The organism is Streptomyces sp. MAI_2237, from assembly GCF_054189285.1.
This window is the reverse complement of the sequence record NZ_JAJPGQ010000002.1, coordinates 355277-368569: the sequence shown is the minus strand read 5'-3', so window position 1 is coordinate 368569 and position 13293 is coordinate 355277. Positions and strand designations below refer to the sequence as shown.

The window sequence follows — 13293 nt, the reverse complement described above, 5'->3', positions numbered from 1 at the left end:
CTACGCGTCGCCGCCCGCCACGCCCGGGTCCGCCGCGGACGCGTCCAGCAGCTGGTACCGGTCGATCGCCTGCTTCAGCACCGACCGGTCGACCTTGCCCTCCTTGGCCAGCTCGGTCAGTACCGCCACCACGATCGACTGCGCGTCGATGTGGAAGAACCGCCGCGCCGCACCCCGGGTGTCCGCGAAGCCGAAACCGTCGGCGCCCAGCGACTGGTACGTCCCCGGCACCCACCGCGCGATCTGGTCCGGCACCGACCGCATCCAGTCGGACACCGCCACGAACGGCCCCTGCGCCCCCGACAGCTTCCGCGTCACGTACGGCACCCGCTGCTCCTCCTCGGGGTGCAGCAGGTTGTGCTCCTCGCACGCCACGGCCTCGCGCCGCAGCTCGTTCCAGGAGGTCGCCGACCAGACGTCCGCCTTGACGTTCCACTCCTCGGCGAGGATCTTCTGCGCCTCCACCGCCCACGGCACCGCCACACCGGACGCCATGATCTGCGCCGGGATGGACCCCGAGGGGCCCTCGGAGAGCCGGTGCACGCCCTTGAGGATGCCCTCGACGTCCACGTTCGCCGGCTCGGCCGGGTGCTGGATGGGCTCGTTGTAGACGGTCAGGTAGTAGAAGACGTCCTCGCCGTGCGGGTGCTCCTCGGAGCCGCCGTACATCCGCCGCAGACCGTCCTGCACGATGTACGCGATCTCGTACGAGTACGCCGGGTCGTAGGCGACACAGCCCGGGTTCGTCGAGGCCAGCAGCTGCGAGTGGCCGTCGGCGTGCTGCAGACCCTCACCGGTCAGCGTCGTACGCCCCGCGGTCGCACCCAGGACGAAACCGCGCGCCAGCTGGTCGGCCATCTGCCAGAACTGGTCGCCGGTGCGCTGGAATCCGAACATCGAGTAGAAGACGTAGACCGGGATCATCGGTTCGCCGTGCGTGGCGTACGCCGAGCCCGCCGCGATCAGCGACGCCGTGCAGCCCGCCTCCGAGATGCCGTCGTGCAGCATCTGCCCGGTCGGCGACTCCTTGTACGCGAGCAGCAGGTCCCGGTCCACGGACTCGTACTGCTGGCCCAGCGGGTTGTAGATCTTCGCGCTCGGGAAGAACGAGTCCATTCCGAACGTGCGGTACTCGTCCGGCGCGATCAGCACGAACCGCTTGCCGAACTCCTTGTCCCGCATGAGGTCCTTCAGCAGCCGTACGAAGGCCATGGTCGTGGCGATCGACTGCTGCCCGGAGCCCTTCTTCACGGTCGCGTACGTCTTGTCGTCCGGCAGCTGCAACGCCTTGGAGCGCACGACACGCGTCGGGACGTACCCGCCGCACTGCTTGCGCTGGTCGTGCATGTACTGGATCTCCTCCGAGTTCCGGCCCGGGTGGTAGTACGGCGGCGCGCCGGACTCCAGCTCCTTGTCGGAGATCGGCAGGTGCAGCCGGTCGCGGAAGCGCTTGAGGTCGTCGACCGTCAGCTTCTTCATCTGGTGCGTGGCGTTGCGGCCCTCGAAGTTCGGGCCCAGCGTCCAGCCCTTGACCGTCTTGGCCAGGATGACCGTCGGCTGGCCCTTGTGCTCCTTGGCCGCCTTGAACGCCGCGTAGATCTTGCGGTGGTCGTGACCGCCGCGGCCCAGCATCAGGATCTGGTGGTCGGTCATGTTCTCGACCATCGCGCGCAGCCGCTGGTCGTCACCGAAGAAGTGGTCCCGGATGTACGCACCGGTCTCGGTGGCGTACGTCTGGAACTGGCCGTCCGGCGTGGTGTTCATCTTGTTGACCAGCACGCCGTCCCGGTCCTGGGCGAGCAGCGGGTCCCAGGAACGGTCCCAGATCAGCTTGATCACGTTCCAGCCGGCGCCGCGGAAGACCGACTCCAGCTCCTGGATGATCTTGCCGTTGCCGCGGACGGGGCCGTCGAGGCGCTGCAGGTTGCAGTTCACGACGAAGGTCAGGTTGTCCAGGCCCTCACGAGCGGCGATGGACAGCTGGCCGAGCGACTCCGGCTCGTCCATCTCGCCGTCGCCGAGGAACGCCCACACATGCGACTTCGAGGTGTCGGCGATCCCGCGCGCGTGCATGTAGCGGTTCATCCGCGCCTGGTAGATCGCGCCGATCGGGCCGAGGCCCATCGAGACGGTCGGGAACTCCCAGAAGTCCGGCATGGAACGCGGGTGCGGGTAGCTGGACAGCCCGTTGGGATACTTCGACTTCTCCTGGCGGAAGCCGTCCAGCTGCTCCTCGGTCAGCCGGTCGAGCAGGTACGCGCGCGCGTAGATGCCGGGTGAGGCGTGCCCCTGGAAGAAGACCTGGTCGCCGCCGAGACCGTCGTCCTTGCCACGGAAGAAGTGGTTGAAGCCGACGTCGTAGAGGGACGCCGAGGAGGCGAAGGTGGCGATGTGGCCGCCGACCCCGATGCCGGGGCGCTGGGCGCGGGAGACCATCACCGCGGCGTTCCAGCGGGTGGCGTTCAGGACCTTGCGCTCGATCTCCTCGTTGCCCGGGAAGAACGGTTCGGCCCTGGTGGGGATGGTGTTCACATAGTCCGTGCTGCGCATCTCGGGCACGGCCACACGCTTCTCGCGGGCCCGCTCGATCAGCCGCAGCATCAGGTAGCGGGCCCGCTCCCGGCCCCGCTCGTCGACGGCGGCGTCGAGGGAGTCGAGCCACTCCTGGGTTTCCTCGGGGTCGAAGTCAGGAACCTGACTCGGAAGGCCGCCAATGATGATCGGGTTGCGATCGGATCCGGAAGCCACGCTGGTCCTTACCTGTCAGAGGGCTGTTTGAGCTGCTTTTCGGTATGCCTGCACCGTTCCCCATCGTGGACCTCGGGAAAGCAAACGTCATCTCTACTGTGGGGTAACCGGGGCACCCGCCGAGTCGGCCGGGTTCCCAATGCCGCAAAGGGGGCACAAAGGTGTGGTGTAGGTCACGCGGGGCGTGAGTGTCGTACGCGGAGTTGGGGTGACACGGCCGGGAACGTCACCGTTTCGGCGGTCTGAACGGCCGGGTACTTGCGCGATCCGTCCCGCCCGTGTGGACTACGGCCAACGCTTCGCGCACGCGCGTGGCTGAACTCCCCCCGAGGGGGGACCCCCGTTCCAAGACATGATCAGGAGGCAACCCGTGAGCGCGACCGCGGACCACGCGGAGACGAGCCCTGCCGTAAGGCTGGGGTTCCAGCCCGAGCAGGTGGTCCAGGAGATCGGCTACGACGACGACGTAGACCAGGAACTCCGCGAGTCCATCGAGGAAGTCATCGGCAGCGACCTGGTGGACGAGGACTACGACGACGTCGCCGATGCCGTGGTGCTCTGGTTCCGCGACGAGGACGGCGACCTGACGGATGCGCTGGTGGATGCCACCACGTACATCGAAGAAGGCGGCTCGATCCTGCTCCTCACGCCGAAGACCGGCCGTGACGGCTATGTGGAGCCCAGCGACATCTCCGAAGCCGCGACGACGGCGGGGCTGTCGGCCTCCAAGAGCGTCAGCGTGGGCAAGGACTGGAGCGGCAGCCGGCTGGTGACGCCCAAGGCGGCCAAGTCCAAGAAGTAGCCCCAAGTAGCTCCATGACGGACGGGCCGGGACTCCTCGGCCCGTCCGTCGCCCCTTCGTGGGCGCTGCGTAGGGTGGGAGCCACCCGAACAGCCCCACGGAAAGGGACGTACTTCGATGGCGATCCAGGTCGGCGACAAGGCCCCCGACTTCGAGCTCAAGGACAACCACGGCCGCGCGGTGAAGCTCTCCGACTTCCGCGGCGAGAAGAACGTCGTCCTGCTCTTCTACCCCTTCGCCTTCACCGGCGTGTGCACCGGGGAGCTGTGCGAGCTGCGCGACAACCTGCCGAAGTTCGAGGACCGCGACACGCAGGTGCTCGCCGTCTCCAACGACTCCATCCACACCCTGCGCGTCTTCGCCGAGCAGGAGGGCCTGGAGTACCCGCTGCTGAGCGACTTCTGGCCGCACGGCGAGGTCTCCCGCGCCTACGGCGTCTTCGCCGAGGACAAGGGCTGCGCGGTGCGCGGCACCTTCGTCATCGACAAGGAGGGCCTCGTGCGCTGGACCGTCGTCAACGCCCTGCCGGACGCCCGGGACCTCGGCGAGTACGTCAAGGCGCTCGACACCCTGTGATTCTCAGGTCTCAGGGCCTGCGGGGGACGGGAACCCGTCACTAGGATCGATTCGTTGATCCGATGTCATACGCACGGCGGGGCTCCCCGCCCCTGGACACCAATGGAGGACTCGTGGGAGTCAGCCTCAGCAAGGGCGGCAACGTATCGCTGACCAAGGAGGCCCCCGGCCTGACCGCGGTCATCGTAGGTCTGGGGTGGGACGTCCGCACCACGACCGGCACGGACTTCGACCTCGACGCCAGCGCACTGCTGCTGAACAACTCCGGCAAGGTCGGCAACGACCAGAACTTCGTCTTCTTCAACAACCTCAAGAGCCCCGACGGCTCGGTGGAGCACACCGGCGACAACCTCACCGGTGAGGGCGAGGGCGACGACGAGCAGATCAAGGTCAACCTCGCGGGCGTCCCCGCGGACGTCGACAAGATCGTCTTCCCGGTCTCGATCTACGACGCCGAGAACCGCCAGCAGTCCTTCGGCCAGGTCCGCAACGCGTTCATCCGCGTCGTCAACCAGGCCGGCGGCGCCGAGATCGCCCGGTACGACCTCAGTGAGGACGCCTCCACGGAGACCGCCATGGTCTTCGGCGAGCTGTACCGCAACGGCGCGGAGTGGAAGTTCCGCGCCATCGGCCAGGGCTACGCCTCGGGCCTGCGCGGCATCGCGCAGGACTTCGGCGTCAACGTCTGAGCGACGCCTCGACGGCTCTCACCCGCCGGCGCCGCACCGACCTGCGGCGCCGGCGGGTGCCCCCTCCGGGGGGAGCGCAGGACAACCAAACACGCACCATCTCGGGGAGGACCAGCATCATGGGCGTCACGCTCGCCAAGGGGGGCAACGTCTCCCTGTCCAAGGCCGCACCCAATCTCACGCAGGTGATGATCGGGCTCGGCTGGGACGCTCGCTCCACCACCGGAGCCGACTTCGACCTCGACGCCAGCGCGCTGCTGTGCACCGGCGGCCGGGTGATGGGCGACGAGTGGTTCATCTTCTACAACCAGCTCAAGAGCCCCGACGGCTCGGTGGAGCACACCGGCGACAACCTCACCGGTGAGGGCGAGGGCGACGACGAGTCGATCCTGATCGACCTCTCCAAGGTGCCCGCCCAGTGCGACAAGATCGTCTTCCCGGTCTCCATCCATATGGCCGACGAGCGGGGCCAGACGTTCGGCCAGGTCAGCAACGCCTTCATTCGCGTCGTCAACCAGGCCGACGGGCAGGAGCTCGCCCGCTACGACCTCAGCGAGGACGCCTCCACCGAAACCGCGATGATCTTCGGCGAGGTCTACCGCTACCAGAGCGAGTGGAAGTTCCGCGCGGTCGGCCAGGGCTACGCGTCCGGTCTGCGGGGCATCGCCCTGGACTTCGGGGTCAACGTCTCATAACGCGATATGAGCAAAAGACCGGGGCAGGGTGGGCGAGGAAGGGGTGCCGACTAGACTTCGGCTTCAAAGTTTCGTAAAGCCGAGTGCGGCACGGGGGAAACCCGTACACGTACGGATTGGGTAGCCAGTGCTTCTGAAAACCTTCGGCTGGTCGTTCGCGGTCACCGCGCTCGGCCTGGTCGCTGCGGTCTTCTACGGGGGGTGGGAGGCCTTCGGCATCGTGGCGATCCTCTCCGTCCTCGAGATCTCGCTGTCGTTCGACAACGCGGTGGTCAACGCCGGGATCCTGAAGAAGATGAGCGCCTTCTGGCAGAAGATCTTCCTCACGGTCGGCGTCCTCATCGCGGTGTTCGGCATGCGGCTGGTCTTCCCGGTCGTCATCGTGGCGGTCACCGCCAAGAAGAACCCGATCGACGCCGTCAACCTGGCCCTGACCGACAAGGACCAGTACCAGCAGCTGGTCACCGACGCCCACCCGGCGATCGCCGCCTTCGGTGGCATGTTCCTGCTGATGATCTTCCTGGACTTCATCTTCGAGGACCGCGACATCCAGTGGCTGCGCTGGATCGAGCGCCCGCTGGCCAAGCTCGGCAAGGTCGACATGCTGTCGGTCTGCATCGCCCTGATCGTCCTGCTGATCACCTCCTTCACCTTCGCCACCCACGCCCACCAGCACGGCGGCGCGCACGTCGACAAGGCGCAGACGGTGCTGATCTCCGGCATCGCCGGCCTGATCACCTACATGATCGTCGGCGGCCTCTCCGGGTACTTCGAGGACAAGCTGGAGGAAGAGGAGGAGCGCGAGCACGAGGAGGAGGAGCGCGCCGAGCGCGAGGGCAAGCCCAAGTCGGCGGTGGTGCTCGCCGGCCAGGCCGCGTTCTTCATGTTCCTCTACCTGGAGGTCCTGGACGCCTCCTTCTCCTTCGACGGCGTCATCGGCGCGTTCGCCATCACCAACGACATCGTCCTCATGGCGCTCGGCCTGGGCATCGGCGCCATGTACGTCCGGTCCCTGACCGTGTACCTGGTCCGCCAGGGCACCCTCGACGACTACGTCTACCTGGAGCACGGCGCCCACTACGCGATCGGCGCCCTGGCCGTGATCCTCATGGTCACCATCCAGTACCAGATCAACGAGGTCATCACCGGCCTGGTCGGCGTCGTCCTGATCGCCTGGTCCTTCTGGTCCTCCGTCCGCCGCAATCGCGCACTCGCGGAAGCGGAGGGAAAAGCCGAGGCGGACAAGACTGAGGTCGCGTCCGGAGTGTGACGCGCCCTCGGGCGAGGAACGCTTTCAGCGGGGCGGCCGGTTGCCGGCCGCCCCGTCGGTCATGCCGGCCGGCCTGTGCGCGGCCGGTCGTTCCAGGGGAGACGTGGGGGCGGGAATGGGATTCTTCGACGGCCTGCTGGGATCGCGTACGGCGGACTTCGACTCCGGCAGCGCGGCCACGAACTCCATCGAGCTGACCAAACGCCACCACCAGGTCTCCCTCACCAAGCAGGGAGCGGCGACCGGACACCTGCGGGTCAACCTGAGCTGGCGGATGCGGACGTCCGACATAGGCGGCTCGCAGCGGGAGTCCCTGCTGCGGCACCCCTTCAAGGCGCTGAGGCCGCCGGAGGTCATGGGCCACAGTCAGAGCATGGTCAACGTCGACCTCGACCTGGGCTGCCTGTACGAGCTGACCGACGGCACCAAGGGGGTCGTCCAGCCCCTCGGCGGCTACCTCGGGGACGTCAACGCGCCGCCGTACGTCAAGCTCAGCGGCGACGACCGGTTCGGGTCCGGCTCCGGCGAGGACATGTACATCAACCTCGACCACCGGGACGCCATCAAGCGGCTGCTGGTGTTCGTGTACATCTACGACCAGACCCCGGCGTTCGACCGCACGCACGCGATCGTGACGCTCTACCCGAGCAACGGGCCCCGTATCGAGATCCACCTCGACGAGCGCCACCCGCAGGCCCGCTCGTGCGCGGTGGTGATGATCGAGAACGTCAAGGGCGAGCTCGTCGTCCGGCGCGAGGTGAAGTTCGTCTACGGGTTCCAGGCCGAGCTGGACCGCCTGTACGGGTGGGGCCTGCAGTGGGGGCGCGGCTACAAGGCGAAGGCCGAGCGCTGAGCGCCCCCGGTGGCGTTCCGCCTACCGCCCGATGAACTGCGGGCCCTGCGGCGGGAGCCGGAAGTCCGGGTTCGGCAGCGTGGTGACCTGGGGCGGATAGCCGTAGCCGGTCTGGGCGCCCGCCGTCGCCGGCGCGGGCTGCGGGTAGCCGTACGCCGGCTGGGTCGCGGGGGCCGGCTGCGGATAGCCGTAGGCCGGCTGGGACGGGACCGCCGTGGGCTGCTCCGGAGGCAGCGGCTGGGCCGGGGAGGTGGCCGCCTGCTGGGGCTGCGCGGGCTCCGGCTCCGACTCGTCGACCGAGATGCCGTAGTCCGTGGCCAGGCCCTTCAGGCCGTCCGCGTAGCCCTCACCGAGGGCGCGGAACTTCCACGTGTCGTCGCGGCGGTAGAGCTCGCCGCAGATCAGGGCCGTCTCACCGCCCGTCTCGGGCTTGATGTCGAAGGAGATCAGCGGCTCGCCGTCCGCGGTCCGGGCGTCATACAGCAGGATGCGCAGCCCCGGGACGCGGCCGAAGGGGACGTCCTCCGCCGATGCGACCAGAAGAATCCGGCTGACATCGCTCTCGACTCCGGCGAGATCTGTCTGGATCGTGTCGGTGGGGCCGTCGGCGAGCCGCTTCTTGCCGAGCCACCAGATCTTCCCGGAGGGGTGCCGGGGCTGGTTGTAGAAGACGAAGTCCTCGTCGGAGCGCACACGACCGTCGGGACCGAGGAGCAGCGCCGAGGCGTCGACGTCCGGGACCCCCTGCCCGGGTGTCCAGCGCAGCACCGCTCGCACCGTGGTGGTCTCGAGCGGGACGTTCGACCCCTTCAGCATCGCGTGCGTCATGCGGTCATCCTGCCCTCTCGGTCCTGGTCACGACAACGCGGGGTGCGGGTCCGCGCGGGGCGTGCCGGTCATGTGCAAAATCGCCGTCGACATGGCCGAGTTACCAGAAGTTCATGCTCCACGGGAACCCCTGACACGGGTTTGTACGTACTATTACCGGCCACCTGTTTACCCAATCCACATCCTTGTCCGGCGTCACGGGGGAGTTCCATGCGTCATTTCGGGCACATCGCCCCGGAGGTGCGCGGTCGCCTCTTCCACCAGGAGCCCTGCGAGTTCGACACGGACTCCCCGGCCCGCATGCTCTCCGCGGCCCTCGGCGCCACGCTGTACAGCCCGGCCACCCGGCCGCGGCTCGCCGACGACATCGTCAAGCAGGCGGGCCTCGGCGTGATCTCCATGGTGCTGTGCCTGGAGGACTCCATCGACGACGCGGACGTGGTGGCGGGCGAGGAGAACCTCGTACGCCAGTTCGCCGAGCTGGACGCGCGGGCCGCCGCGGGCGCCGGCCTGCCGCTGCTGTTCATCCGGGTGCGCACGCCGGAGCAGATCGCCGACCTGGTGCGGCGACTCGGTGCGACGGTCCGGCTGCTGTCCGGGTTCGTCTTCCCGAAGTTCACCGAGGAGCGCGGCATCCCCTTCCTGGAGGCCCTCGCCGGCGCCGAGGCCGCGAGCGGGCGGCGGCTGTTCGGCATGCCGGTGCTGGAGACGCCGGAGCTGATGTACCGCGAGACGCGCGTGGACGCCCTGGAGGGCATCGCCCGCTCCGTGGAGAAGTACCGCGACCGCGTGCTCGCGCTGCGCCTGGGCGTGACCGACTTCTGCTCCTCCTACGGCCTGCGCCGGGCCCCGGACATGACCGCCTACGACGTCCAGATCATCGCCTCCGTGATCGCCGACGTGGTCAACATGCTCGGCCGGGCCGACGGCACCGGGTTCACCGTGACCGGGCCGGTGTGGGAGTACTTCCGCGTCCCGGAGCGCATGTTCAAGCCGCTGCTGCGCACCAGCCCCTTCCTCGAGGGGCAGGCCGTCGAACTGCGCGAGAAACTGATCGAGCACGCCATGGACGGTCTGCTGCGGGAGATCTCGCTCGACCAGGCCAACGGCCTGCTGGGCAAGACCTGCATCCACCCCACCCATGTCCTGCCCGTGCACGCGCTGTCCGTGGTCAGCCACGAGGAGTTCAGCGACGCCGCGGACATCCTGCGGCCCGAGCGGGGCGGCGGGGGAGTGCTCAGGTCGTCGTACACGAACAAGATGAACGAGGTGAAGCCGCACCGCGCCTGGGCCGAGCGGACCATGCTGCGGGCCGAGGTCTTCGGCGTCGCGCGCGAGGACGTCAGCTTCGTGGATCTGCTCGCCGCCGGCATACCCGGCTGAACCTCACCGACCAGGGAATCATGATCAACGCAGTGAACGACGGGCAGTGGTCCGGGACCTGGGTCGCCGAGCGACTCGGGGTCGAACTCATGGGCGACGACGAGCTCACCGGGCTGCTGGGGCTGGCGCTGCGCCGCAACCCCAAGCGGGCCCATCTGCTCGTCTCCAACGTCCTCGGCAAGCACGTACCCCAGTCGCCCTCGGTGGTGTACGGCTACGGGTTCGCCCTCGGGCGCCGGGTGCGGGAGCTGCTGGGCGCCGAGGAGGCGGGCGAGGCGGTGGTCCTCGGCTACGCGGAGACGGCGACGGGGCTGGGCCACTCCGTGGCGGACGGCATCGGCTCCGCCCCCTACCTGCACTCCACCCGCCGCCCGGTGGCGGGTGTGGCGGCGGCGGGCGGCTTCGAGGAGTCCCACTCCCACGCCACCTCGCACCTCCTCCTGCCGGAGGACCCCACGCTGCTGGCGGGGGACGGCGCCCTGGTCCTGGTCGACGACGAGTTCTCCACCGGCAACACGGTGCTCAACACCGTGCGGGATCTGCATGCCCGGTACCCGCGGCGCCGGTACGTCGTGGTCGCCCTGGTCGACATGCGCTCGGCGGCGGACGCGGGGCGGCTGGAGGAGTTCGCGCGGGAGATAGGTGCCAGGGTCGATCTGGTGGCGGCTGCCTCGGGGACGGTACGGCTCCCTGAGGGGGTGCTGGAGAAGGGACAGGCACTGGTCGCCCGGTACGAGGCGGAGGGTGCCGCGGGGGGTGCCACGTCGACTGCGGGAGCGTCGGGGCCGGTCGCGCAGTTCCCCGCGCCCCTTGAGGGCGTTGCCGAGGCCGCGTCCGACGAGGCGCCCCACTCCGACGCACGGGCCCGTACGACCGACGCCCACGCCAACCCCCCAGGGGCGCGGGGAACTGCGCGACCAGCCCCCACCCACCCGCACCCGGCCGCCAGGCGCATAGACCTGCTGTGGCCCCGCGACCTTCCCGACGGGGGTCGGCACGGGTTCACCCCGGCCCACCGAGCCCGCCTCGACGCCGCCCTCCCCGCCATGGTCGCCCGCCTCGCCGACGCGCTCCCACAGGGCGCCCGGCGCGTGCACGTCCTCGGGTTCGAGGAGCTGATGTACGCCCCCCTGCGCCTGGCCCGCGAGCTGGAGCAGGTCGCCCAGGGCGTCGAGGTCCGCTACTCCACCACCACCCGCTCGCCCGTCCTCGCCGTCGACGACCCCGGTTACGCGATACGCAGCCGGATCACCTTCCCCGCCCACGACGCCCCGGCCGACGGCCCCGGGGAGCGCTACGCCTACAACGTCGCCGGCGCCGGCTTCGACGCGGTCGTCGCCGTGGTCGACTCGGCCGCGGACACCCCCGCGCTGCACGCCCCCGACGGTCTGCTGGCCCAGCTCGCCGCCCACACCCCGCACGTACTGCTCGCGGTCGTGCCCTCGTACGTCCCCGAAAGGCCCTCCATGCTGCCCGAGCCCCTCCGCGGCCCCGCCTTCTCCTCGTACGCGCCCGAGGAGGTCGGCTGGCTGCTGCAGGACCTCTCGGACGTGACGCTGGAGGCGCCGACCGAGGAGCGGGAGGAGGCCATCCAGAGCGGCGGCGCGCACTACGCGGAGTCGCTGCCGGTCGAGTACCAGCCCAGCGAGCAGTACCAGGAGCTGTTCCACGCGGCGCTGGAGTCGGCCGCCACCCGGATCTCGCAGGCCGTCGGCGCCGTCACCGAGCTCGTGCTCGCCGAACGGTCGCCCCGCCCGGTCCTCGTCTCGCTCGCCCGCGCCGGCACGCCCGTCGGCGTGCTGATGCGCCGCTGGGCGCAGTTCCGGCACGGCCTGGACCTGCCGCACTACGCGGTGTCGATCGTCCGCGGCCGCGGCATCGACGCCAACGCCCTGCGCTGGCTGGCCGCCCACCACGACCCCGCCGACGTCGTGTTCGTCGACGGCTGGACCGGCAAGGGCGCCATCACCCGCGAACTCGCCGACGCCATCGAGGAGTTCGAGGCCTCCGACGGCATCACCGGCTTCGACCCGGAGATCGCGGTGCTCGCCGACCCGGGCTCGTGCGTGCGGACGTACGGCACCAGGGAGGACTTCCTGATCCCCTCCGCCTGCCTCAACTCGACCGTCTCCGGCCTGATCTCCCGCACGGTCCTGCGTGCCGACCTGGTGGGCCCGCACGACTTCCACGGCGCCAAGTTCTACCGCGAACTCGCCGGGGCGGACGTCTCCGTGCACTTCCTCGACGCCGTCTCCGCCTGCTTCCCCGAGGTCACGGAGGCCGTCGACGCCCAGGCGAAGGAGCTGCTGTCCGCCGACCGCGCGCCCACCTGGGAGGGCTGGGCGGCCGTGGAGCGGATCAGCGAGGAGTACGGCATCCACGACGTGAACCTCGTCAAGCCCGGCGTCGGCGAGACCACGCGGGTGCTGCTGCGCCGGGTGCCGTGGAAGATCCTGGCGCGGGCCGGGGCGGGCGCCGACCTGGACCACGTACGGCTGCTGGCCGAGCAGCGGGGGGTTCCCGTCGAGGAGGTCGGCGAACTGCCGTACACCTGCGTGGGGTTGATCCATCCCCGCTTCACCCGCGGTGCGACGGGCGCCGACGGCAGGGCGGTGAACGTCTGATGCCGGTGCTGGTGGCGAGCGACCTCGACCGTACGCTGATCTACTCCCCGGCGGCCCTCGCGCTGACCATGCCGGACGCGCGGGCGCCCCGGCTGCTGTGCGTGGAGGTGCACGAGAGCAGACCGCTGTCGTTCATGACGGAGACGGCGGCCGGGCTGCTGACCGACCTCGGGGACGCGGCGGTGTTCGTGCCGACGACGACCCGGACCCGCAAGCAGTACCTGCGCATCAACCTGCCGGGCCCGGCGCCGAAGTACGCGATCTGCGCCAACGGCGGCCACCTGATGGTGGACGGCGTGTCCGACCTGGACTGGCACGCCCGCGTCACGGCCCGGCTCGCGGACGAGTGCGCGCCGCTGGACGAGGTGCGCGAGCACCTGCTGGTCAGCGCCGACCCGCTCTGGGTGCGCAAGCACCGCGTCGCCGAGGACCTCTTCGCCTACCTGGTCGTCGAGCGCGAGCTGCTGCCGGAGGAGTGGGTCAAGGACCTTGCGGTCTGGGCGGAGAACCGCGGCTGGACGGTGTCGCTGCAGGGGCGGAAGATCTACGCCGTCCCCAAGCCGCTGACGAAGAGCGCGGCGATGCGCGAGGTCGCCCGGCGCACCGGCGCGGAGCTGACGCTGGCCGCGGGCGACTCACTGCTGGACGCCGACCTGCTGCTGGCGGCGGACCGGGGCTGGCGCCCGGGCCACGGCGAACTGGCGGAGGCGGCGTGGACGGCCCCGCAGATCGCGGCGCTGCCGGAACGCGGCGTCCTGGCGGGGGAGCGCATCCTGCGGGAGTTCCTGAGGGCGACGCGCGGTGCGGCGTCCTGAGCCGTGCACC

The 13293-nt window shown here is 69.7% G+C and carries 11 protein-coding genes; 9 read left to right on the top strand and 2 right to left on the bottom strand.

Going from position 1 to position 13293, the window contains the following annotated elements:
- A complete protein-coding gene (aceE, locus tag LN251_RS06505) occupies positions 1–2748 on the bottom strand; it encodes a pyruvate dehydrogenase (acetyl-transferring), homodimeric type (RefSeq protein WP_458243536.1) in 2748 nt (915 codons plus the stop codon).
- A gap of 370 nt (positions 2749–3118) precedes the next feature.
- On the opposite strand from aceE, the gene LN251_RS06500 reads away from it, so the two are divergent.
- From LN251_RS06500 to LN251_RS06475, 6 genes are all read left to right on the top strand, one after another.
- Positions 3119–3550, top strand: a complete 432-nt coding sequence (locus LN251_RS06500; protein ID WP_058925542.1) for a DUF3052 domain-containing protein — start codon at positions 3119–3121, stop codon at positions 3548–3550.
- Between the two features lie 117 nt (positions 3551–3667).
- Positions 3668–4126, top strand: a complete 459-nt coding sequence (locus tag LN251_RS06495; RefSeq protein ID WP_458243535.1) for a peroxiredoxin — start codon at positions 3668–3670, stop codon at positions 4124–4126.
- Positions 4127–4239: 113 nt separating this feature from the next.
- Entirely contained in the window at positions 4240–4815 is a 576-nt protein-coding gene (locus LN251_RS06490) for a TerD family protein (RefSeq protein ID WP_383678931.1), read from the top strand.
- Positions 4816–4934: 119 nt separating this feature from the next.
- Positions 4935–5510, top strand: a complete 576-nt coding sequence (locus LN251_RS06485; RefSeq protein ID WP_058925545.1) for a TerD family protein — start codon at positions 4935–4937, stop codon at positions 5508–5510.
- A 127-nt stretch (positions 5511–5637) separates the two neighbouring features.
- Complete coding sequence (locus LN251_RS06480; RefSeq protein WP_458243534.1) at positions 5638–6780, top strand: DUF475 domain-containing protein; 1143 nt, start codon at positions 5638–5640, stop codon at positions 6778–6780.
- Positions 6781–6895: 115 nt separating this feature from the next.
- A complete protein-coding gene (locus LN251_RS06475; RefSeq protein WP_142151698.1) occupies positions 6896–7633 on the top strand; it encodes a TerD family protein in 738 nt (245 codons plus the stop codon).
- 21 nt (positions 7634–7654) lie between these two features.
- Here the strand turns inward: LN251_RS06475 and LN251_RS06470 are convergent, their stop codons facing one another.
- Positions 7655–8461 (bottom strand): TerD family protein, encoded by an 807-nt coding sequence (locus LN251_RS06470; RefSeq protein WP_458243533.1) that lies wholly within the window; start codon positions 8459–8461, stop codon positions 7655–7657.
- A gap of 210 nt (positions 8462–8671) precedes the next feature.
- Between LN251_RS06470 and LN251_RS06465 the strand changes: the two genes are divergently transcribed.
- The 3 genes from LN251_RS06465 to LN251_RS06455 are packed head-to-tail and all read left to right on the top strand — an operon-like array spanning position 8672 to position 13283.
- The gene (locus LN251_RS06465; RefSeq protein WP_458243532.1) at positions 8672–9844 is read left to right on the top strand and encodes an HpcH/HpaI aldolase/citrate lyase family protein; all 1173 of its coding nucleotides are present in this window, start codon (positions 8672–8674) and stop codon (positions 9842–9844) included.
- Positions 9845–9864: 20 nt separating this feature from the next.
- On the top strand, positions 9865–12468 hold the full coding sequence (locus LN251_RS06460; protein WP_458243531.1) for a phosphoribosyltransferase domain-containing protein: 2604 nt from the start codon (positions 9865–9867) through the stop codon (positions 12466–12468).
- On the top strand, positions 12468–13283 hold the full coding sequence (locus tag LN251_RS06455; protein WP_458243530.1) for an HAD family hydrolase: 816 nt from the start codon (positions 12468–12470) through the stop codon (positions 13281–13283). The genes LN251_RS06460 and LN251_RS06455 overlap by 1 nt, the downstream gene beginning before the upstream one ends.
- The last annotated feature ends 10 nt before the right edge of the window (positions 13284–13293 follow it).